The organism is Mediterranea sp. ET5 (genome assembly GCF_023337025.1).
GTDB lineage: Bacteria > Bacteroidota > Bacteroidia > Bacteroidales > Bacteroidaceae > Phocaeicola_A.
The window spans coordinates 1-21837 of the sequence record NZ_JAMBLN010000034.1 but is presented as its reverse complement, the minus strand read 5'-3'; the positions used below and the strand labels follow the sequence as shown (position 1 = coordinate 21837).

Genomic DNA, 21837 nt, shown 5'->3' with positions numbered 1-21837 from the left:
CATGAATAATACACAGAGTGCACTTCAACTGGCGAGAAAATCGTATCAGCCCAAACTGCCAAAAGCTTTGCGAGGAGCCATTGAAGTGGTCGAACTTGGCAAAACAGAACCGGCAACACACAAAGAAGAGTTGAAGAAATTGTTTCCCAACACCTATGGAATGCCAATTCTTCGGTTTGTAGAGAGTACGAAGCAAAAAGAGTATCCTGCTATCAATGTAGGTATTATACTTTCCGGAGGTCCTGCACCGGGTGGACACAACGTCATTTCAGGTTTGTATGATGGATTGAAAACGAACAACAAAGATAGTCGTCTTTTCGGTTTCATCCTGGGTCCCGGCGGATTGATTAATCATGAATACAAAGAGCTGACTGCTGACATCATCGATGAGTATCGGAATACAGGTGGTTTTGACTTGATAGGTACCGGACGCACCAAGCTGGAGAAAGAAGAACAGTTTGAAAAAGGCTTGGAAATCATGAAGAAGCTCGATATCAAGGCGCTCGTTATTGTAGGAGGAGACGATTCAAATACGAATGCTGCTATTCTGGCAGAATATTATCAGGCCAAACAGGCTGGCATTCAGGTAATCGGTTGCCCGAAAACCATTGATGGTGACTTGAAGAATGATATTGTGGAGGCATCCTTTGGCTTTGATACAACCTGTAAAATTTATTCAGAGATTATCGGAAACATTGAGCGTGATTGTAATTCCACCCGTAAATATTGGCACTTTATTAAATTAATGGGACGTTCGGCATCGCACATTGCATTGGAATGCGCTTTACAGACCCAGCCGAACATCTGTATTATCTCCGAAGAGGTCGCTGCCAAGAATCAGACCTTGGATGATATCGTAACCTATATAGCCAAGGCTGTCGCAGAACGTGCGGAACGTGGATTGAACTTTGGTACGGTGCTCATTCCGGAAGGTCTGATTGAGTTCATCCCGGCCATGAAGAGTCTGATTGCGGAATTGAACGACTTGTTGGCAGATACGACGGAAGGACAGACCGCCAAGCAGTCGGAACAGCGTAATTGGGTGATTTCCCGCCTGTCGACTAAAAATGCGGCAATTTTTGCCAGTCTGCCTGAGAGCGTGGCAGCTCAGCTGACGCTTGACCGTGATCCCCATGGTAATGTCTGCGTTTCGCGTATTGAAACGGAAGTATTGCTTTCCTCCATGGTCGGAATGAAGTTGGCTCAGTGGAAGGCAGAAGGGAAGTATGTCGGGAAGTTCGCAACCCAGCATCACTTCTTAGGCTATGAAGGTCGTTGCGGTTTCCCATCCAATTACGATGCTGATTATTGTTACGCACTTGGATGCACGGCTGCCCAGTTGATTTTTGCGGGTAAGACCGGTTACATGGCGTCGGTACGCAATACGGTTGCACCTGCCGATGAATGGGTTGCCGGAGGAGCTCCTCTAAGCATGATGCTGAATGTGGAGCATCGCCGTGGAAAAGAGCATCCGGTTATCAAGAAGGCTTTGGTAGATTTGGAGGGACGCCCTTTCAAGGAGTTTGCTTCCCACCGTGAGGAGTGGGCACGTGAGACGGAATATGTCTTCCCGGGTCCGATACAATATTTTGGTCCTTCTGAACTGTGTGATAAGCCGACAAAAACATTGCAGTTAGAAAAAGCTGATTAACTTTGCAGTAGCAAATAGGAAAGAGCGCAGGTTCCCGCTGATGAATGAAATGCGGAAATCTGCGTTTTCTTGTAGAATATAGTAAGTTATGGTGTCAAGAACTCCGATGGATGCAGTCAATAGGCCGGTGCGTAAGACGCGTAGTGTAAAGCGTAATTCGGCATCTTCTTCTTCACGGCGGAAGGTGCGGTCGGTTACTGCAGGGAAGAAGAACAGAAAGAGGAAGAATAGTCGGAAAGGCTGGCGGTTATGGGCAGAAACACCACGTTGGCTCATTTGGACTGGTACCGGCATAGTTGTTGTCATCTACTGCTGTATTCTATATACGTATTATTTGAAGCCCTATTTTTACCGATGGGATTTTGGGGACATGTATGCGGGTCATCCGGTCGTACATGGAATAGACATCTCTCATCATCAGGGTAGCATTGATTGGGGGGAGCTGGCAAAGGCGGAGCATACCGGTTCGGGAATTCATTTTGTATTTATGAAGGCTACTGAAGGCTCCGACTGGATTGATTCGACGTTTCAGCATAATTTTGTCAGGGCGCGTGAACACGGGTTTATTCGTGGAGCATACCATTTTTTCAGCAATACTTCATCTGCCATTAAACAAGCTGACTTCTTTTGCCAGCAGGTGGAACTGACTGTGAATGACTTACCGCCGGTCCTTGATGTAGAGACACGTGGAAATTATAGTGAAGACTCGTTGCGCCTGGAAGTGAAGAACTGGTTGAAGCGAGTGGAACAGCATTACGGGGTAAAGCCGATAATTTATACATCCCGCAAATTTAAGGAACGCTATTTGAGTGATGACTCTCTCGATACTTATCCTTTCTGGATTGCCCATTATTATGTGGACTCATTGACGTATCAGGGTGAATGGGCTTTCTGGCAACACACGGATTTGGGACTCTTGCCCGGTATTAAGGGGAGAGTGGATATGAATGTATTCAATGGGGATTTGGAGAGACTTAAGTCATTTACGATTCAACCAAAGTAAAAAATCAGGAGTACAATCGCGGATACCCCGTGTTTGCACTCCTGAAATATAGCATAATTTTAAGTGTATTATACACTGGAATTTGTCGAAGTAGCTTGCCATCCATCTTTTTTCATAGTCAGCTGAAGTTACTTAGACTGATTGGTCTCTTCTTCGTCTTCTTCATCAAAATCAAAGTCGAAGTCAAGGTCTTCCAGGAATTCAGGTTCATTGAACTTATCCAGGCTGCGACGTTCCTTTTTCGTCGGACGACCGGTTCCTCGTGCTCGATCCACGAATCCGCTGATACGGTTCATTTCCAGCAATTCATATTGGTCAGGCGTTGTGACATTTTCCAAAATTTCAGGAACAAGCTTGGCGCCGACCCGCTTCTCAATAGCCTGGAGAACCTTGAATGAATAGGTGACAGGCGGTTTGCGTACCTGAATTACTTCTCCCGGTTTCACCATACGCGATGGTTTCACCTGGCTTCCGTTTACACTGATACGTCCTTTTTTACAAGCTTCAGCTGCAATGGTGCGTGTCTTGAAGATGCGCGCAGCCCACAGCCATTTGTCTATTCTGGCTTCACTCATTTCTTGTTGAATTGATTCATGGTGATGGCGATACCTGCAAGGCAAAAGCTTTTGATGATCTCGCAGGCGGTATCTATCCGTTCACCCATTTGCTGTTTTTCTTCTTCGCTGAAGTGTCCCAGCACATAGTCTATCTGTGCACCTTTAGGGAAATTGTTACCTATTCCAAAGCGCAAGCGGGCATAATTCTCCGTGCCCAATGTCGCTGCGATATGTTTTAATCCATTGTGTCCGGCATCGCTTCCTTTAGGTTTCAGACGCAGGGTGCCAAACGGCAGGGCCAAATCATCGACTACAATCAGTACATTCTCCAGTGGGACTTTCTCTTGTTGCATCCAGTAGCGGACGGCGTTGCCACTTAAATTCATGTAAGTGGAAGGTTTGAGTAATACAAGCTGCCTTCCCTTGAGTGATAAATCAGCCGTCGCTCCGTAGCGTCCATCCTTAAAAACAATATTGGATGCCTTTGCAAAGGCATCCAATACGTTAAATCCTATGTTGTGGCGGGTATCCCGGTATTCATCACCGATGTTTCCCAGCCCTACAATCAAATATTTCATTGATGAGGATTAAAAGGTTTTGTCAGAAGCATTAGTTTGCCTTGGCAGCAGCACCCATTGCGGCACGCGTCAACTTAACAGCGCAGACAACGGTTTCCTTAGCATTCAGGATTTCCAATCCTTCGAAGGACAATTCGCCCACTTTGATTGTTTTGCCAAGACCCAGGCTAGTTACGTCAACAACCAGTCTTTCAGGAATCTTGTCGTAAGTAGCTTTTACTTTCAGCTTACGAACCTGCAGCTGCAACTTACCACCGGCACGTACACCTTCAGCCAAACCTTCGAGCTGAACCGGAACTTCCATAACGATGGGTTGATCTTCGGTGATTTCGTAGAAGTCAACGTGGAGCACGTTGTCTTTCACCGGGTGGAACTGGATCTCTTTCATGATGGCTTTGCAGGTCTTGCCGTCAATGTCCAAGTTTACAGTGTAGATGTGCGGAGTGTAAATCAGGTTACGGAGTCCTTCATTGGGTACAGTGAAAGAAGTTGCAACGATATTACCGTTTTCATCTTTCTTAGTACCATAGAGGTTGCAGGGAACGCTACCGGCTTTACGGATTTCGCGTGTCGATTTCTTGCCAGTTTCAGGTCTGGCTGTACCTTTTACGTCGATAGTTTTCATTGTCGTAAATGTTTGTGTTACTCTAAATTAAGTTTGTTTTGCTTAATTCACCATCACACGATGTGTCAAAAAGCGGCGCAAAAGTACGCTTTTTCAGTGAAATATCCAAACAGGTGGCTCTAAAAGTCTATGTCTATTTTAATTTCATCTGACATCGGGGCAGCCTCAGTCTCATTTTCGGCATTACTGTTGCCATGCTTCGGTTCTATAGGTCCCTGTTCCTGTTCTATGAATCCGATGGCTTCATGAAGGCCGTTCATGAACTTCTCGAAGTCTTCTTTGTATAGGAATATCTTGTGTTTTTCAAAACTGATTTGTGAATCTTCCCCTTCGCCAGACACGACCTTCTTACTTTCAGTGATGGCCAAGAACATTTCATCCTTACGGTTCTTTTTTACATCCAGATAATATATGCGTTTTCCGGCTTTGATAGCCCTTGAGAATACAATCTCTTTGTCTGCATCAACAGCACCTTTCTTTTTAAACTCTTCCATAACTTAAAATATAAAAATGTGCTTCAAAGGTGGCTAATTTTTTCTAATTAGCCAAGCTTGTGTGTGAAAAAGTGATTGCTCCATATTTCTTTTTTTGAAAAATGCAACTTGAAGGGTTTGGCCTGCGGACGTTGTGGTGTGTGCGCTCTTGATGAGGGGAAGGCCTCTTGCCATTAGTACTGTCGGTTCCCAATGAATACTATATAATAAGGTATATGGGATTCTCCGATTCACAGGAATGAATTTTTACTGGCAGTCACAGAAAGAAATGTGGAGGATGTGAGAAAAAGTCAGGTGTATATTATAGGGATATGTGGAATTTATGTAAATTTGCACACTCTAATACAAGAATTTAAATAACCGTTATGATTAACAGAGCTCTTATTCGTTTGAAAGTTGTACAGATTGTCTACGCTTATTACCAGAATGGCGGTAAGAATTTGGACACAGCTGAAAAAGAATTGTTTTTTAGCCTAAACAAAGCTTACGACTTATACAACTATTTATTGCTTCTCATGGTCGAAGTGACTAAATATGCAGAGAAATGTGTATTGGCCGGGAAGAGCAAGATGCGCCCCACTCCTGAAGAATTAAATCCCAACATGAAATTCATTGAAAACAGATTTGTAGCGCAATTGGAGTGCAACGAGCAGTTGTGTGCCTTTACCGAGACACAAAAGAAGAGCTGGGACAATGATGAAGAGTTCGTGAAATCATTCTATGAGAAGATTCAGGAAACAGAGTATTATCAGGAATATATGGCGGATCCCTACCGCTCTTATGAGGCCGATCGGGAGCTGTGGAGAAAGATTTATAAGAATCTGATTTTTAACAATCCCGAGTTGGATGCATTGTTGGAGGAACAGAGCCTTTATTGGAACGATGATAAGGAGATTGTCGATACTTTCGTGCTGAAGACCATCAAGCGTTTTGATGTTAAGCTTGGAGCCAAGCAGCCTTTGCTTCCCGAATATAAGGATGAAGAAGATCAGGAATACGCACGCCGTTTGTTCCGTCGTACGATTCTGAATGCTGATTACTACCGTCATCTGATGATGGAAAATACGCGTAATTGGAACTTGGACCGTGTAGCATTCATGGACCTGATTATCATGCAAATCGCATTGGCTGAGATTCTCAGTTTCCCGAATATACCGGTGAGTGTTTCGCTCAATGAGTATGTGGAACTGGCAAAGCTCTACAGTACGCCGAAGAGTCCTGGATTCATCAATGGAATGTTGGATGCAATTGTTAATCAATTGAAAAAAGAAGGCAAGTTGACAAAGAATTGATTTATATTTGTTCGACCGATAATTAAACGTTATTTTAAACACACACAAAGAAAACGCTATGAACCTAATGACAGTATTATTGCAGGGGGGCGGAAGCAGCTTGTCCTTCATCATTATGATGGTGGCAATCTTTGCAATCATGTACTTCTTCATGATTCGTCCTCAAAACAAGAAACAAAAGGAAATAATGAACTTCCGTAAGAATCTGGAAGTCGGACAGTCTGTCGTGACCGCCGGAGGTATCTATGGAAAGATCAAGGAACTGGAAGACAACGTGGTGGTGCTGGAAATTGCAGCCGGTGTAAAAATACGCATTGATCGCAACTCGATTTTTGCGGATATGGCATCGACTCAGAATGCTGCCAAGTGATTACTTCCATTCGTTCCATTAATATATCAAGACATCAATGTCCGCGAAAAGAGATATATCTGTTCTTGTTCAAAGGACGTTACGTACAGTCAGAAACTTCCTGCTCAGTCCCAAAAGCAGGGAGTTTCTGATTTTTTTATTTTTCCTGGTCGTTGCCTTCTTCTTCTGGATGTTGCAGAAGTTGAATGACACTTATGAGATGGAACTGGCCATCCCTGTAAGGGTGGAGAATGTCCCGGACAATGTGGTGATGACGATGCCTCCTCCGGCATCGGTCCGGGTACAGGTGAAAGACCGTGGAACCGTATTGATTAATTATATGTTGGGACGTTCGTTTTATCCGATCCCGTTGGATTTTGGCGAGTTGGAAAATGAGAGCGGACGCGTTCGTGTGGAGAGTTCTTCATTTCAGAAAATGGTCACTTCGCAGCTGATGAATACGACACAGGTTGGTGCCATACGTCCTTATGCTTTTGATATCGTATATACGCGGGGAAAAGCAAAGAAAGTTCCCGTGGTCGTGCAGAGCAAGGTCACCACGGAGAAGCAATACTATATCTCTGAGATGCATGTCAGTCCGGATTCCATATTGGTTTATGCTCCGGAAGAGATTTTGGATACATTGACAGCTGTCTATACGAAAAGCTTTGCCTGTACGCAGGTTGACGACACGATTCGTCGGCACGAGATACTGGCTCCGGTTTTCGGGGCAAAGTTTGTTCCGGAAGGAGTGGATGTGGAAATCTGTACAGATATGTATACGGAAAAGAAATTGGAAATTCCCATTCACCCGGTGAACTTCCCGGCAGACAAGATGCTCAAGACCTTCCCGTCCAAGGTGTCGCTGACTTTTCAAGTGGGATTGGCGCATTTCAAGAGTGTCACAGAGAATGATTTTCTGATAACAGTTACGTATGATGAACTGTTGAAATGTAATTCTGATAAATACCGGGTTAAGTTGAAAAGCTTTCCAAACAATGTGAGCTACATCCGTATTGACCCACCGGAGGTCGACTTTATCATAGAACAAGTGAATACGTTCGAAACGCCATGATTAAACTAGGAATAACCGGAGGTATCGGTAGTGGAAAGTCGGTTGTATCCCGTCTGTTGCAGATAATGGATATCCCTGTTTATCAAACCGATGATGAAGCCAAAAGACTCACAGTGGCAGACCCTCATATCCGTCGTGACTTGTCGGCATTGGTCGGCGATGCGGTCTATGCGTCGGATGGTTCGTTAAACAAGGAGGTGCTGGCGTCTTATATTTTTGGTTTCCCTGAACGTATAGCCCGTGTGAACGCAATCATTCATCCACGTGTAAAGACTGATTTCGAACACTGGTCTGAACGGCAAAGGCAATGCCGTCTGGTGGGGATGGAATGCGCCATCCTTTATGAATCAGGGTTTGAAAACACAGTCGATAAGGTGATTGCTGTGTCGGCTCCTTGGAATGTCCGTTTATGTCGTGCCATGAAGCGGGATGCAGCTCGGGAAGAGCAGATACGGAAGCGCATGGAGCATCAGTTGCCTGACGAAGAGCTATGTGCTCGTGCTGACTTTGTGGTGCGCAATGACGGAGTGACGCCATTGTTGCCTCAGTTGGAACAGATATTGGCTCAACTGAATGCTTTTCCGAAATCTGTTGATAGGTCGTGAGAATGGCTTCGGCTACTTCATTTTTTTAAATACGGGCTTTGTATCTTGACCGGGGCATTGTATCTTTGCTCCCCGTTATGAAAACAAATTATTTTAAGAGATAAAACACAAAATTATGTTGAGAACTATTTTATCTGTCTCCGGAAAGCCGGGACTGTACCGTTTGCTTTCGCAAGGAAGAAACATGTTGATTGTCGAGACACTTGATGCTACCAAGAAGCGTATCCCCATTTATGCAAGTGACAAAGTGACTTCATTGGGGGATATTTCCATGTATACAGAAGAAGATGACGTCCCCTTGAGCCAGGTACTGACAGCCCTTAAGAACAAGCAGAATGGAGCCGTTGTTGACTTCGATTACAAGAAGGCAAGTCTTGCTGAATTGCAGGAATTTTTTGCGCAGGTACTTCCTAACTTTGATCGGGATCGTGTTTATGCAAATGACATAAAGAAACTTATTCAGTGGTATAACATTCTTATCAATGCCGGTGTGACAGAGTTTGAAGAGGCTTCTGCCGGGGATGAGACAGCAGAATGATAGTTGGGGATCCGAGTATCCTGACAGGGCGCGAATTGCACAAAAAGATGCAAGTTTTGGATTTTTACTTGCAATATATGTGCAGTTCGCGCTTTGTTATTTGGAAAACTTCACTACTTTTGTGGCAGAGTGTATTTATCATATAAAACAAACGATGTGGATATCTGTAAGAATTCTGTTTTACTGGGTAAGTGATAAGCATATCAGGTGACGATGGACGTTTGCAGACATTCATTAAACCATTAAACCTTTTTTCGACATGAAGAAAATTTTGTTGAGTGCCGCAGCTTGTGTCCTGACCGGATGGGCGTTGGCACAGGAATCGCCTTTGTGGATGAGGGATTGTACCATTTCTCCGGATGGGACGACCATTGCCTTCACTTATAAAGGCGATATTTACACGGTGCCGGTCAGTGGCGGGCGTGCCATGCAGCTGACTTCTCATCCGGCATACGACACAGCGCCGGTGTGGAGCCCGGACAGTAAAAAGATTGCTTTTGCATCTGATCGCATGGGTAGTCTGGACGTGTTTATCGTTTCGCGTGAGGGAGGAGTTCCTCAACGTCTGACCACTCATTCAGGCAGTGAGACTCCGATTGTTTTTAAAGATAACGGACATGTTTTGTTTGCTGCCGCTATCCAGCCGTCTGCAGAGGACATGCAGTTCCCTTCAGGCACATTCAATCAGGTTTATGAGGTAAGCGTGGAGGGAGGACGTCCCCGGATGTTCTCGTCCATGCCCATGGAGCACATCTCCATCCGCAAGGACGGCAAACAATGGCTTTACCAGGATAAGAAAGGGTACGAAGACCCTTGGCGCAAGCACCATAAGTCTTCCATTGCACGTGATGTCTGGATGTATACGCCGGGCACCCCGGGGAGTTATGCCAAGCTGACGGCGTTCCGGGGTGAGGATCGTGATCCGGTCTGGGCACCCGATGGCGAGTCCTTCTATTATTTGAGTGAAGAGAACGGTACTTTCAACGTGTTCAAGCGCCGATTGGGCAGTGCGTCGTCGACTCAGATAACCAGGCATACAGTGAATCCCGTACGTTTCCTGAGCATTGCAGAGAATGGAACATTGTGCTACGGGTTGGATGGTGAAATTTATACCCTGGCTCCCGGCAAGCAGCCGAAGAAGGTAAAGATTGAAATCATGTCGGATCGTCTGGACCGGGATGTCATCCGGCAGGTATTGCAGAATGGGGTGTCAGAAATGGCTGTTTCACCTGATGGCGACGAAATTGCCTTCATCGTACATGGAGATGTCTATGTGACTTCGGTGGAATACAAGACGACCAAACAGATTACTGATACGCCTGAGCAGGAAAGGGATGTCGACTTTTCTCCTGACGGACGCAGTCTGGTCTATGCTTCCGAGCGGGATGGCTTGTGGCAGATTTACCAGGCTTCGTTGGTAAAGGAGGATGAAAAGCAATTTACGTATGCGACCGAAATCAAGGAAGAGCGTCTGACCAAATCGAGCAAGACCTCCTTCCAGCCGCAATACAGTCCTGACGGCAAGGAAGTAGCTTTCCTGGAAGACAGAACTGCCATCAGAGTCATGAACCTGAAGAGCAAGAAGGTCCGTACCGTGATGGATAAGAAATACCAGTATTCTTACTCCGATGGCGACCAGTGGTTCCAATGGAGTCCGGACAGCAAATGGATTCTTTCAGACTTCATCGGTGTCGGCGGATGGAACAATAAGGATATCGTCCTGCTGAAGGCTGATGGAAAAGGCGAGATGCACAACCTGACGCAGAGTGGTTACAACGATGGACGTGCCAAGTGGGTACTCGGTGGAAAAGCCATGATATGGAGCAGCGACCGTGCCGGATTCCGTAGCCACGGAAGCTGGGGAGCCGAAAGCGATGTCTACATCATGTTCTTCGATCTGGAAGCCTATGAGAAGTTCAGAATGAATGACGAAGACCTTGCCTTGTATGAAGAGGCTGAAAAGGAGCGTAAGATGAAAGAGGCAAAGGAAAAGGCGGAACAGGACAAGAAGAAGAAAGGCAAGAAGCATAAGAAGGATGACAAGAAGGAGAAGGAAGAGGAGGAGACACTCGCCTTCGACTTGGAGAACTGTCGTGACCGTGTCATGCGCCTGACGGCAAACTCTTCTTTGCTGGGCGACGCACTCCTTTCCAAAGACGGTAACATGCTTTACTACCTGACATCTTTCGAGGGTCCGCAGGACTTGTGGGTACGGGACCTGAAGGAGGGCAGTACACGTATTCTGGTGAAAGGTATTGGCAGGGGCTACCTGGTACAGTCCAAGCAGGGCGGCATCTTCATTTGTGGCGGTGGAGGCATGCGTGAAATCGATATGCGCTCCGGACGTCCTGAACGCATTGAATTTGAGGCGTTCTTCAATTATCGTCCGTATGCCGAGCGGGAATATATCTTTGAACATGCCTGGCAGCAGGTGAAGGACAAGTTCTATATGAAGGACCTGCATGGGGTGGATTGGAATGGATATAAGAAGGTCTATGAGAAGTTCCTCCCTTACATTAATAACAATTATGACTTCGCAGAAATGTTGAGCGAGCTGCTGGGCGAACTCAATGCTTCTCATACCGGAGCGCGTTATAGCGGTCGGGGAGGGGCGATGCCGACGGCTTCGCTGGGTGTCTTCTATGATGAGACCTACAAGGGAGACGGATTGAAGATTAAGGAGATTCCTGCAAAGAGTCCGTTTGCCCAAATCAAGACTAAGGTGACTGAAGGCTGTATCATCGAGCAGATTGACGGACGTGAGGTGAAGAAGGGAGAAGACTACTTCCCCTTGCTGGAGGGCAAGGTCGGTCGTAAGATACGTCTGGCTGTCTATAATCCGGATACCAAGGAACGTTTTGAAGAGACCATACGTGGTATTGGTGCCGGTCAGTGGAACGAGGTCCTCTACCATCGTTGGGTGGAACGTAACCGGACTGAAGTGGAGCGTCTGTCAGGAGGTCGTTTGGGCTATATCCATATTGAGGCAATGAACAGCGAGAGCTTCCGTGAGACTTACAGCGAGTTGCTCGGACGGTACCGTCACAAAGAGGCTGTCGTGGTCGACGTACGTCACAATGGGGGCGGATGGCTCCATGAAGACCTGATGGTTCTGTTGGGCGGAAAGGAATATCAACGTTTTGTGGCACAGGGCCAGTACATCGGTAGTGACCCGTTCAACCAGTGGACGAAACCTTCCTGTATGTTGGTTTGTGAAGACAACTACAGCAATGCCCACGGCACGCCTCAACTCTATCAGGCGTTGAAGCTGGGTAAGCTCGTCGGTGCTCCCGTACCGGGAACGATGACAGCAGTATGGTGGGAGAACCAGATTGACCCCAGCCTCGTGTTCGGTATACCGCAAGTGGGCTGTGTGGATATGGAAGGAAACTATGCGGAGAATCATGAACTGGAGCCTGATGTGCTGATTTATAATTCTCCGGCAGATGTCCTTCAAGGGCGTGATGCACAGTTGGAAGCAGCTGTCAAGACCTTACTGGACGAGCTGCCTGCCAAGTAACAGACTCTCTTAGACTGATTTTATCGGGCTTGCAAGGCGCAAGGCTCTCCGGTCTTCAGACAGTGACCGGGGCCTGTGCATTGCAAGCCCGATGTGTATGCGAAATGCAAGTTATTAAAAAACATGAAACACACTTGATGCAAATCAAAAATGTAGACAAGCGACGTGAATTTGTTGTACTTTTGCACCCCAAAATCAAAAAGCGCTATTTATGGAAGAGAACAATCCTCACATTTTGGGCAGTGCGCCCATTGGGAAATTATTGGTACAATATTCCGTTCCCGCCATCATTGCCATGACAGTAACCTCACTCTACAACATTATCGATAGCATTTTCATTGGTCACGGCGTCGGTCCGTTGGCAATTTCCGGTCTGGCTATTACTTTCCCGCTGATGAACCTGTTGGTGGCTTTCTGTACCCTTGTGGGCGTAGGTGGAGCTTCCATCTCGTCCATTCGTCTGGGACAGAAGGATGTGAAAGGGGCAGAAGATGTGTTGGGCAATGTGGCTATCCTGTGTGTTATCAATGCCTTTATATATGGTGGCATTACCTTGCTGTTCCTGGACGAGGTGCTTTACTTCTTCGGGGCGAGTGATGAGACGCTGCCATACGCACGGGACTTCATGCAGGTGATCCTCCTGGGCAGTCCCATTACTTATGTGACCATCGGTCTGAACAACATGATGCGTGCCACGGGCTATCCGAAAAAGGCCATGTTTTCAGCCATGCTTACCGTCGGGTGTAACATCATCCTGGCACCGGTCTGTATCTTTGTGCTGGAATGGGGAATCCGTGGAGCTGCCATATCGACCATTATTTCCCAGTTTGCCGGTATGATTTGGGTACTTTCGCATTTCGTGAACAAGAAAAGCTACATCCGCTTCAAGCGTGTCAGCCTGCGTCTGCGTCCGCGTATCATCCGCAATATCTTCAGCATCGGCATGTCGCCGTTCATCATGAATGTGTGTGCCTGCTGTATTGTGATCTTTATCAACAACCGGTTGCTGAACTACGGAGGCGACCTTGCTATCGGTGCCTTTGGTATTTTGAACCGTATTCAAATGCTGTTCGTAATGATTGTAATGGGCATTACGATGGGGATGCAGCCTATCAGCGGATACAACTACGGAGCCGGAAACATTGACCGTGTGAAGCGGACGCTGAAGCTGGGCATTGTGGCAGCGACGTGCATCACGACATTCGGTTTCCTTATCAGCGAATTGTTCCCGGGCTTGTTCGTGGGCATGTTTACCAATAACGAAGAACTGACGCATCAGGCGACGATTGCCCTTCAGATTGGTGTGGCAGTCTTTCCCATCATTGGTTCACAAATCATCATTACGCAATTCTTCCAGTCCATAGGCAAGGCGGCTATATCCATTTTCCTTTCCCTCTCCCGTCAGCTGCTGTTCCTTTTACCCGGTCTGGCGCTGCTTCCTCCCATCTATGGCGTGAAAGGAGTGTGGTTCAGCATGCCGATTTCCGATTTCCTGGCGGCTCTGGCAGCCATTGGCATGCTGCTTTACCAGTTGCGTAAGATGAAGCTGGAGAATCTGCGTGGTGTCTGACGCCCCTCGGGGTCAGCACACGCTGTGCGGCGCGGGCAGCTCGGTCCTCCTTCGGGCAATCTGGTCTCTGTAGACTGACGGAGGGATACCCTGGAGGCGTTTGAACATCTTGGACATGACGGCCTGGTCGGAGAAGTGCAGTTGGTCGGCAATCTCCTGCAGGCTGGCGTCCGTGTCTGACAGAAGCTGGGCAATCTCGCGGACCAGTGCTTCGCAAATCCAGTGATAGACAGTCTTTCCGGTAAACTGACGGACGATGCGTCCCAGATATTGGGTGGTGACCCCATGTTCTGAATAGGAACGTATCTGGTAGTGATGGAGGATTTCTTCGAATTTCATAGTCGTATCATTGGATAAGTAGGCAAGCAAAGATAGGAATTTGTAAAGAAGGATAGTTTTAAAATAGATAAAGGGAGAGTTTCTCTAGATTAATGACCAAAATCTATCGATAAGTCACCGAATGGTTTGTGTTTCTGTTAAATAGAATCGATAAGTAACCGGAATTGGTAAATAAGTCTTTCATCTTCCTTCGTTCGCGGATAGAGTTCCGCTACTGATAGTTTCCATTCGTATTGTCATATTATTTCCATATTGACAAACGGACTTTCCAAATAGTAGGACAAGGAGTACCTTGTTTAGTAATAGACAAATTTAGTACAGAATCAAACAAGCAGTTTATAGGCTCTTCTTTTCAATTTTGCATCGGTTTGAGTGGTCGAAGGGACCGGAATAAACGGGTTTAGAGATGATTTGAACGGAGTGTGAACCGGTCTCTTCACCTTTTTCAAACAAAATGACTCATATAACTAAACGAGATTTATTTATGTACGGACGTTTTGCATTGATGGCTGGTTTGTTTTTGGGGAGTTTCCCCATGACTTCATGCGACGATGACGCTGTGACAACGGAGTGTCAGCCTTTGCCCAAGCTGACATTGGACGAACCTTTCCAGTATGAATGCACCGATGCCAACCTGGTGTCCTTCACGCCGGATTCACTGACAAGGGTGGCGGTATTGAACTTCTTGAAGGAAGATGTGACAGACTTGGATTATGTGGACTACGACGAACAGACCTGTATGTTTACCTTCCGTAAAGGAGAACTGTCTCATTACCGGATTACCTGGGAGTATGAGACATCGAATGCCATCAAGTTCCTGTATACCCAGAACGGGATGTGGTACCGGATGCTTTCCGGAGACGGGTACTCCTATGTGCTGGAAGCTGTCGATGGCATGTCGGTCTGTGTTGCGGTACAGCCGGGTATGCATCCGAATGACCGGAACGTCAGTCTGACATTCCATCAGTTCCGTATCGAAGACATCGGCGGGACAGATGAGACACAAGCCCGGCTTAGATGAGGCAAAGTATAATACTTAGCCTGCCAAAGTATTATACTTAGGGGGCCTAAGTATCATACTTTGGTCGGCTGAAGTATGGCGTAGACGAAGTCTATCCGCCGTATAGTATAAGCATGATTTGAGTTTAACCCAAATCGGTCATTAGAGTTTGAGTAGATTGTTCGCATCTGTCCTGCAGCTTGTTTCTCGTTTTGTTGAAGACGTAGCGGGCTACGTCGAGACAGAACGAGGAAGAAGATGCCGACAGAGGTGGACAAGATGCTCAAAGAGCTTGCTCTTTTGAAACAAAGAGAACTTTGAGCGGTCTAATGACCGATTTGGGTTTAAGGTTGACTGATAGCATGCTCTTTATGTTTTTCTCTGGAGCTTTCCGGTGTCTGTCCCCCTTGCAACCCGGGAAGCTTTTCTTTGAAAACAAAGAAAGGAGGCGCCGTGAGGTGCCTCCTTTCTGACAATTCATTTAATATGGATGTGATGATTTTACTTACCTGCTTCGGCATCGCGAATCATCTGTTCGCTGGCGTACATGTAGACTTCTACGCGACGGTTCTGTGCCTGTCCCTCTTTGGTCGAGTTGTCGGCTACGGGATTAGCCTCGCCCAGACCTTCAACCGACTTGATTTGGCTGGAGGCTACGCCGCAGTTCAGCAAGTAGGAAGAAACGCTTTGTGCACGTTGTTGTGACAGCTGGATGTTCTTCTGTACGCTTTGTTCTGCCGTACTGTTGCGCCATCCCTGATTGTCGGTATAACCCTTGATGGCAATATCCATGGTGTTGTTCTGCTTCAGGACATTGTTGGCAAACTTGCTCAGTGCGCTTTGTGCCGATGCGCTCAGAGCAGAGCTGCTGGTGTTGAAGAGGATACCCGAATCGAATGTTACCTTCACAGCCTGCAGACCGTTTGCGTCGGTGATTTGTTCCACTTGTGCACCTTCTACCTGACGGGCTGCCTCTGCAGCTTTGTCCATCTTCTTGCCGATGATGACTCCTGCACCTGTTCCGACAGCCGTACCGATGGCTGCGCCGATAGCTGCACCTTTGCCTTTGCCTACGAGACCTCCGATGATGCCGCCCAATGCAGCACCGCCGCCGGCACCGATTAATCCACCTTTCGTGGTGTTGTTCATATTACCGCAACTGCCCAATACCAACAGGCCGCTGAGTAACAAGGAAGTTGTTTTGATACCTTTCATATTCATGTCAATTTTAATGATTTAATGTCACGTTTTGTATCGACAAATATAGGCTTTATCTGACAAAGTGTTGCTAAAAAAGTCCGCTTTTATCAATATTTAGTCTAATTTTCCGCTTCTTCATGGCGAGGTAGCAGCTCTGTCGGCAGAAGGGTAGACAAGGAGACAGAAGGAGATAGAAGAATAATGTACGGATACCGCACGCGCTTCCGCCTAACTTATTAAGTCAAAGATGGAGCCTCTTTTTTAGAAAATTACTACTTTTGCATTCGCAAAAATCGAAGAGTAATAATCAAAACAAGATAAAGCAATGGCAAAAGAATTGAAAGAACTGACCAAGCGTAGCGAGAACTATTCGCAATGGTATAACGATTTGGTCGTAAAAGCAGACCTGGCTGAACAATCACCCGTGCGTGGATGTATGGTGATCAAGCCCTATGGCTATGCGATTTGGGAGAAGATGCAGCGTGTGCTGGATGACAAGTTCAAAGAGACCGGACACGTGAATGCCTATTTCCCGCTTTTGATCCCGAAATCATACCTGAGCCGTGAGGCTGAACATGTGGAAGGTTTCGCCAAGGAGTGTGCCGTGGTGACCCACTACCGTTTGAAAAATGCCGAAGATGGGAGTGGGGTGATTGTCGATCCCGCTGCCAAGCTGGAAGAGGAACTGATTATCCGTCCGACATCGGAAACGATTATCTGGAGTACATATAAGAACTGGATTCGCTCTTACCGTGACCTGCCCATCTTGTGCAACCAGTGGGCCAATGTGATGCGTTGGGAAATGCGTACCCGTCTGTTCCTGCGTACGGCTGAGTTCTTGTGGCAGGAGGGACACACGGCACATGCCACTCGTGAAGAGGCAGAGGCCGAAGCACAGAAGATGCTGGGAGTCTATGCGGATTTTGCAGAGAACTACATGGCAGTGCCGGTGATGAAAGGCGTGAAGTCTGCCAATGAACGTTTTGCCGGAGCGTTGGATACTTATACCATTGAAGCCTTGATGCAGGATGGCAAGGCATTGCAAAGCGGTACTTCTCACTTCCTGGGACAGAACTTCGCCAAGGCTTTTGACGTGCAGTTTGTCGACAAGGATAACAAACTGGACTACGTGTGGGCTACGTCATGGGGTGTGTCGACCCGTCTGATGGGCGCGCTCATCATGTCCCATTCGGATGACAACGGACTGGTGCTGCCTCCGAAGTTGGCTCCGATTCAGGTTGTCATTGTGCCTATCTATAAGAGTGACGAGCAGTTGAAGCTCATTGATGCAAAGGTGGCTGGCATTGTCGACCGTCTGCGTGCATTGGGCATTTCGGTGAAGTATGATAATGCCGACAACAAGCGTCCGGGCTTCAAGTTTGCCGATTACGAACTGAAGGGCGTTCCCGTCCGTCTGGTGATGGGAGGCCGTGACTATGAGAACAACACGATGGAAATCATGCGTCGTGATACGCTGGAGAAGCATACAGTCTCTTGCGACGGAATCGAGGAATATGTGAAGAACCTGCTGGATGAGATTCAAGCCAATATCTATCAGAAGGCACTGAATTACCGTCAGTCTCACACCTTCAAGGTGGATACGTGGGATCAATTCAAGGAGCAGATAGAGAAGGGTGGCTTCATCCTGGCTCATTGGGACGGTACGACCGAGACAGAGGAGCGCATCAAGGAAGAAACCAAGGCAACCATCCGTTGCATTCCGTTTGATGCCGACGAGGAAAGTCTCCAGCCGGGTGTGGACATGCTGACCGGTAAACCGTCGGCACGCCGTGTGCTCTTTGCCAGAGCTTATTGATGTCCGCCATACGCCGGTGCGGAGTCAGCACGTATACAAGCAAGTAACTTAGTGACGGGTTGGCAGGTTGATGAGTGGAGGAGTGTAATGTTCGTCCGGAACTTCGTCCCCCTCATGAACGTGTCAACCCGTTGTTTGTTTTAGGACCATGAATGAACCGAGCCATTATATATTGATTAAGAAGGAAGGGAAATGGGTGCCGAAGAGTGCCGAGATTTCCTCTTTTGAGCAGGATGATGCCGGCATCTACCGGGTACGCTTCACGAACAGCAGCAAATATTACAGGTATAGCCGGCAGAACCTGGCATACCTGAGCAACCGGATGCGTGAATGGGTCGACCCGGCCCTGGATGTCAATCGTATCTTTCTGAATGGCCAGGAACTGTCCGGACTCAAGGACGTGTGGCATTATGCTTACGATGAGCAGGGCTTCTGGCGGATTGTCTTTCACAGTGGGCGTTACCGGGATTATCCCGGTGAATGTATCCGGGTCGTGACGAATTGCTTGTGCAACTCCAGGAGCAACGACGTCTTTGATTATCTGAAGCATATCGCCGGGCTGAATCCGTTGGGCAAGAATGGAGAACCCCGGAAGAACGAGACGGTGCAAGGAATACTGGAAAAGCAGTATGCGGCTATCAGCTATGTAGGCGACGATACGGTAGCTTCCCTTTACCTGGGGTATTCGGCGTCCCCTAAAAGGACCGAGCCGGGAAACCTGATTTATCCGTTTGGAAGCAATGCCAGTCAGAAAGAGGCGGTGAGACAAGCCTTCACCCATCAGGTCAGCATCGTTCAGGGTCCTCCCGGAACAGGTAAGACGCAAACGATTCTGAACATCCTGGCTAACATCGTGATGCGTGGCAAGACCGCCCTGGTGGTGTCGGCAAACAATTCGGCAACAGATAATATTCGGGAGAAGCTGGCAAAGTATGGTCTTGATTTCATGGTCGCTCCCTTAGGCAATAAGGAGAATAAGGGAGAATTTATCCGTTCCCAACCTCCTCTTCCCGAGGAGTTGCCCTCCTGGCAAATCGAGGAGGTGCAGGATGCCCAAAAGAAGGTAGACACAGCCTCCAGGCAGTTGGATACAGTGTTCTCCCTACAGAATGACTTGGCGGTTAAGAGGCAGGAACTGGAAGCTGCAAGCTTGGAATGGGAGCATTTCAAGCAGGAACATGCTCTGGGTGAAGAGGACGCCCGGGAAAGCACCTCCCTCACTTCCGGTAAGTTGCTCAGGTTGTGGCTGGAGCTTCAGCCTTATGTGGATGAAGATGCTGCTGCCGGCATCCATGGCTGGAGCGGACGATTCAGGTGGCTTCTGCTGAAATTCCTCTGCCGTTACTGGTTCCGGCTGACCAAACGGATGGAGCGAGAAAATCTGCTTCCGTTGATTACGAGGTTGCAGACCTTGTATTACCCGAAGCGTCGCCGGGAACTTTGTGAGGCTATAGCTGCTTTGGAGTCAGCACTGGAGCGTCAGGATGCCGGAGCCTTGATGACTGTCTTGACTGAGAACTCCTTGCTCCTGCTGAAAGATGCCCTTTGTCGGAAGTATCGTGACGGACGTCCGGTCTTGGTTTCGGAGGAAGACCTGTGGAAACGCTCTTCCGAAGTTTTGAAGCAATATCCCATCGTCTTGAGTACGACCTTTTCGGCACGTTCCTGTCTGGCTGCAAATACCATTTATGATTATGTCATCGTCGATGAAGCATCGCAGGTAGCTGTCGAGACGGGCTTCCTGGCATTGACGTGTGCACGCAATGCTGTGATTGTGGGAGATTCGCAACAGTTGCCCAATGTGGTAACGGAAGATGACAGGAAGCGTTTCAAGATTGTGCAGGAGCGTTATCATCTGGCGGAAGGTTACGATTGTGCCTCTTACAGTTTGTTGACTTCGATTGGGGCAGTGATTAAAGAGGTTCCGCAGACCTTGCTGTGCGAACATTATCGTTGCCATCCGCGTATCATCAATTTCTGCAACCAGAAGTTCTATGGAGGGCAACTGCTGATTATGACCCCTGACACCGGAGAAGAGAATGTCTTGAGTGCTTTCACGACAGTTGCAGGCAATCATGCCCGGAATAAATGCAACCAGCGGGAGATAGATGTAATCAGGAGTGAGGTATTCCCCGCGTTGGCAGGTTTTGATGATGTGGGCATCGTTACTCCTTACAATAATCAGGTGGATGCCATCAATAAGGAGTTTGGCAGGCCGGATCTGGCAGCGACAGTGCATAAGTATCAGGGGCGGGAGAATGACGCTATCGTGTTCAGTGCTGTGGATAATCAGATTACACCCTTTTGTGATGATGATAACATGCTGAATGTGGCTGTTTCCCGGGCAAAGAAGAAGTTCTGTCTGGTGATGACCGGAGAAAAGCAGGAAAAGGAGGGCAATCTCACAGATTTGCTGCATTACATCAGCTATCAGAACTGTGCGGTCGTTGAAAGTAAGGTCTCGTCCATTTTTGATTATTTGTATGAGCATTACACGAAAGAACGTCTGGAATACCTGGAACGGCACCCGAAAGTCTCGGAATATGATTCGGAGAACTTACTCTATCCGCTGATCCTGAAAGTGCTGGAAGAAGGAGGATATGCTTACCTGAAGGTTGTGTTGCATTATCCGTTACGCTCTATTTTCCGTCATAAAGAACAGATGCTGGAGCAACGGGAGTATGAATACGCTTCGCATGCAAAGACCCATGTGGACTTTTTGCTGTTTAACAGAGTCAGTAAATTGCCGGTCATGGGAATTGAAGTGAATGGCTACAGTTTCCATCGCGAAGGGACGGAGCAGAGTCTGAGGGATGAACTGAAAGAATCTGTTTTCCGGAAGTATGACTTGCCTTTACTGGTCCTGTCGACAACGGGTTCAGGGGAAGAGCAGAAAATCAAACAAACGTTGGTGCATGCCCTGCAGGTCTATAAATCAACGTGCTTGGGAGGAAATTATCATTTAATCCATGAATAAGGTCGAACATTTGCTGATTATCAATGCCAGTCCACGTCGGAAGGGCAATCTCTCGCGTATGCTTGAAGCCATGCGTGAGGAAGCGCTGGCACACGGTGTACATGTCGATTGGATCAATGTATTCGATTTGCAGGTAGCTCCCTGTACCGGATGCATGGTGTGTCGTTCGCGTTTGGAATGCGTTTTACCGGAAGACGATGCACAACGCACGTTGCATCGGATTAATTGTTGTGATGCTCTGATAATAGGAGCACCCTGTTATTGGGGCAATATGCCGGGAACGCTTAAAGTCCTGCTTGACCGAATGGTGTATGGATTGATTGGAGAGGGGAAATATGGTCCCCGTCCGCTGCATAAAGGAAAGCTGGCGATTGTGGTGAGCACTTCCACGACTCCCTATCCATTTAATAGATGGTTTAATCAGACGAGAGGGGTGATTCGTGCCTTGAAGGAAGTATTGAAATGGAGTGGCTTCCGCTTGCGTGCATGCATAGAGCGGGGAGGCACGCGTCAAAAACCGGTTGATGCAAAAGATTTGGAGCGTTGCCGTCGGGCAGTAAGGAAGTTGCTCTCCTGATAAGGAAAAATAACGGGATGTCAGCGAATTGAGGTATTTACTATCATCAGGAATGAAAAATGACCTTTCTC

19 protein-coding genes are annotated in these 21837 nt (G+C 47.5%); 13 read left to right on the top strand and 6 right to left on the bottom strand.

Translation table 11 applies throughout. The features are described 5' to 3' along the window. Position 1: 1 nt before the first annotated feature. Complete coding sequence (locus M3087_RS14100) at positions 2-1651, top strand: diphosphate--fructose-6-phosphate 1-phosphotransferase (protein ID WP_022385737.1); 1650 nt, start codon at positions 2-4, stop codon at positions 1649-1651. A 106-nt stretch (positions 1652-1757) separates the two neighbouring features. Next, positions 1758-2654, top strand: a complete 897-nt coding sequence (locus M3087_RS14090) for a glycoside hydrolase family 25 protein (protein ID WP_410797148.1) — start codon at positions 1758-1760, stop codon at positions 2652-2654. A 128-nt stretch (positions 2655-2782) separates the two neighbouring features. Here M3087_RS14090 and M3087_RS14085 read toward each other — a convergent pair whose 3' ends face one another. The 4 genes from M3087_RS14085 to M3087_RS14070 all read right to left on the bottom strand — a co-directional run bounded on the left by M3087_RS14085 (position 2783) and on the right by M3087_RS14070 (position 4908). Continuing rightward, complete coding sequence (locus tag M3087_RS14085) at positions 2783-3229, bottom strand: RNA-binding S4 domain-containing protein (protein ID WP_022385735.1); 447 nt, start codon at positions 3227-3229, stop codon at positions 2783-2785. Next, positions 3226-3789 carry an aminoacyl-tRNA hydrolase gene (pth, locus tag M3087_RS14080; RefSeq protein WP_106485046.1) on the bottom strand — a complete coding sequence of 188 codons (564 nt, stop codon included), beginning with the start codon at positions 3787-3789 and terminating at the stop codon, positions 3226-3228. The genes M3087_RS14085 and pth overlap by 4 nt, the downstream gene beginning before the upstream one ends. Positions 3790-3820: 31 nt before the next feature. After that, a complete protein-coding gene (locus tag M3087_RS14075; RefSeq protein WP_022385732.1) occupies positions 3821-4414 on the bottom strand; it encodes a 50S ribosomal protein L25/general stress protein Ctc in 594 nt (197 codons plus the stop codon). 119 nt (positions 4415-4533) lie between these two features. Beyond that, positions 4534-4908, bottom strand: a complete 375-nt coding sequence (locus tag M3087_RS14070) for a PUR family DNA/RNA-binding protein (protein ID WP_249096773.1) — start codon at positions 4906-4908, stop codon at positions 4534-4536. Between the two features lie 365 nt (positions 4909-5273). On the opposite strand from M3087_RS14070, the gene nusB reads away from it, so the two are divergent. The 7 genes from nusB to M3087_RS14035 all read left to right on the top strand — a co-directional run bounded on the left by nusB (position 5274) and on the right by M3087_RS14035 (position 13857). Further along, positions 5274-6200 carry a transcription antitermination factor NusB gene (gene nusB / locus M3087_RS14065; protein ID WP_022385730.1) on the top strand — a complete coding sequence of 309 codons (927 nt, stop codon included), beginning with the start codon at positions 5274-5276 and terminating at the stop codon, positions 6198-6200. 58 nt (positions 6201-6258) lie between these two features. Then, on the top strand, positions 6259-6570 hold the full coding sequence (gene yajC / locus M3087_RS14060) for a preprotein translocase subunit YajC (RefSeq protein ID WP_106485043.1): 312 nt from the start codon (positions 6259-6261) through the stop codon (positions 6568-6570). 37 nt (positions 6571-6607) lie between these two features. Next, positions 6608-7624 carry a CdaR family protein gene (locus M3087_RS14055; RefSeq protein WP_249096771.1) on the top strand — a complete coding sequence of 339 codons (1017 nt, stop codon included), beginning with the start codon at positions 6608-6610 and terminating at the stop codon, positions 7622-7624. Beyond that, positions 7621-8229: a dephospho-CoA kinase gene (coaE, locus tag M3087_RS14050; protein WP_249096768.1), complete on the top strand. Its 609-nt coding sequence runs from the start codon at positions 7621-7623 to the stop codon at positions 8227-8229. Before M3087_RS14055 ends, coaE begins: the two co-directional genes overlap by 4 nt. Positions 8230-8344: 115 nt before the next feature. Beyond that, positions 8345-8767, top strand: a complete 423-nt coding sequence (locus M3087_RS14045) for a DUF5606 domain-containing protein (protein ID WP_022385726.1) — start codon at positions 8345-8347, stop codon at positions 8765-8767. A gap of 259 nt (positions 8768-9026) precedes the next feature. Then, positions 9027-12287, top strand: a complete 3261-nt coding sequence (locus M3087_RS14040; RefSeq protein ID WP_249096764.1) for a S41 family peptidase — start codon at positions 9027-9029, stop codon at positions 12285-12287. 211 nt (positions 12288-12498) lie between these two features. After that, on the top strand, positions 12499-13857 hold the full coding sequence (locus M3087_RS14035) for an MATE family efflux transporter (protein ID WP_022385724.1): 1359 nt from the start codon (positions 12499-12501) through the stop codon (positions 13855-13857). 12 nt (positions 13858-13869) lie between these two features. Here the strand turns inward: M3087_RS14035 and M3087_RS14030 are convergent, their stop codons facing one another. Continuing rightward, a complete protein-coding gene (locus tag M3087_RS14030; RefSeq protein WP_249096762.1) occupies positions 13870-14196 on the bottom strand; it encodes a helix-turn-helix domain-containing protein in 327 nt (108 codons plus the stop codon). 484 nt (positions 14197-14680) lie between these two features. Here M3087_RS14030 and M3087_RS14025 point away from each other — a divergent pair, with 484 nt between their 5' ends. Further along, on the top strand, positions 14681-15217 hold the full coding sequence (locus M3087_RS14025; protein WP_249096759.1) for a hypothetical protein: 537 nt from the start codon (positions 14681-14683) through the stop codon (positions 15215-15217). A gap of 480 nt (positions 15218-15697) precedes the next feature. Here M3087_RS14025 and M3087_RS14020 read toward each other — a convergent pair whose 3' ends face one another. Continuing rightward, positions 15698-16411, bottom strand: coding sequence for an OmpA family protein (locus M3087_RS14020; RefSeq protein ID WP_106625803.1), 714 nt, complete (start codon positions 16409-16411; stop codon positions 15698-15700). Between the two features lie 310 nt (positions 16412-16721). Between M3087_RS14020 and proS the strand changes: the two genes are divergently transcribed. The 3 genes from proS (at position 16722) to M3087_RS14005 (ending at position 21766) form a co-directional block, all read left to right on the top strand. Beyond that, positions 16722-18212 (top strand): proline--tRNA ligase, encoded by a 1491-nt coding sequence (gene proS, locus M3087_RS14015; protein ID WP_022385720.1) that lies wholly within the window; start codon positions 16722-16724, stop codon positions 18210-18212. Between the two features lie 148 nt (positions 18213-18360). Next, positions 18361-21189: an AAA domain-containing protein gene (locus tag M3087_RS14010; RefSeq protein WP_249096751.1), complete on the top strand. Its 2829-nt coding sequence runs from the start codon at positions 18361-18363 to the stop codon at positions 21187-21189. After that, on the top strand, positions 21182-21766 hold the full coding sequence (locus tag M3087_RS14005; RefSeq protein ID WP_249096742.1) for a flavodoxin family protein: 585 nt from the start codon (positions 21182-21184) through the stop codon (positions 21764-21766). The genes M3087_RS14010 and M3087_RS14005 overlap by 8 nt, the downstream gene beginning before the upstream one ends. Positions 21767-21837: the final 71 nt, after the last annotated feature.

Coding starts and splice junctions, on each gene's coding strand:
- M3087_RS14100 (WP_022385737.1), top strand. CDS start 2: ATGAATAATACACAGAGTGCACTTCAACTGGCGAGAAAATCGTATCAG.
- M3087_RS14090 (WP_410797148.1), top strand. CDS start 1,758: ATGGATGCAGTCAATAGGCCGGTGCGTAAGACGCGTAGTGTAAAGCGT.
- M3087_RS14085 (WP_022385735.1), bottom strand. CDS start 3,229: ATGAGTGAAGCCAGAATAGACAAATGGCTGTGGGCTGCGCGCATCTTC.
- pth (WP_106485046.1), bottom strand. CDS start 3,789: ATGAAATATTTGATTGTAGGGCTGGGAAACATCGGTGATGAATACCGG.
- M3087_RS14075 (WP_022385732.1), bottom strand. CDS start 4,414: ATGAAAACTATCGACGTAAAAGGTACAGCCAGACCTGAAACTGGCAAG.
- M3087_RS14070 (WP_249096773.1), bottom strand. CDS start 4,908: ATGGAAGAGTTTAAAAAGAAAGGTGCTGTTGATGCAGACAAAGAGATT.
- nusB (WP_022385730.1), top strand. CDS start 5,274: ATGATTAACAGAGCTCTTATTCGTTTGAAAGTTGTACAGATTGTCTAC.
- yajC (WP_106485043.1), top strand. CDS start 6,259: ATGAACCTAATGACAGTATTATTGCAGGGGGGCGGAAGCAGCTTGTCC.
- M3087_RS14055 (WP_249096771.1), top strand. CDS start 6,608: ATGTCCGCGAAAAGAGATATATCTGTTCTTGTTCAAAGGACGTTACGT.
- coaE (WP_249096768.1), top strand. CDS start 7,621: ATGATTAAACTAGGAATAACCGGAGGTATCGGTAGTGGAAAGTCGGTT.
- M3087_RS14045 (WP_022385726.1), top strand. CDS start 8,345: ATGTTGAGAACTATTTTATCTGTCTCCGGAAAGCCGGGACTGTACCGT.
- M3087_RS14040 (WP_249096764.1), top strand. CDS start 9,027: ATGAAGAAAATTTTGTTGAGTGCCGCAGCTTGTGTCCTGACCGGATGG.
- M3087_RS14035 (WP_022385724.1), top strand. CDS start 12,499: ATGGAAGAGAACAATCCTCACATTTTGGGCAGTGCGCCCATTGGGAAA.
- M3087_RS14030 (WP_249096762.1), bottom strand. CDS start 14,196: ATGAAATTCGAAGAAATCCTCCATCACTACCAGATACGTTCCTATTCA.
- M3087_RS14025 (WP_249096759.1), top strand. CDS start 14,681: ATGTACGGACGTTTTGCATTGATGGCTGGTTTGTTTTTGGGGAGTTTC.
- M3087_RS14020 (WP_106625803.1), bottom strand. CDS start 16,411: ATGAAAGGTATCAAAACAACTTCCTTGTTACTCAGCGGCCTGTTGGTA.
- proS (WP_022385720.1), top strand. CDS start 16,722: ATGGCAAAAGAATTGAAAGAACTGACCAAGCGTAGCGAGAACTATTCG.
- M3087_RS14010 (WP_249096751.1), top strand. CDS start 18,361: ATGAATGAACCGAGCCATTATATATTGATTAAGAAGGAAGGGAAATGG.
- M3087_RS14005 (WP_249096742.1), top strand. CDS start 21,182: ATGAATAAGGTCGAACATTTGCTGATTATCAATGCCAGTCCACGTCGG.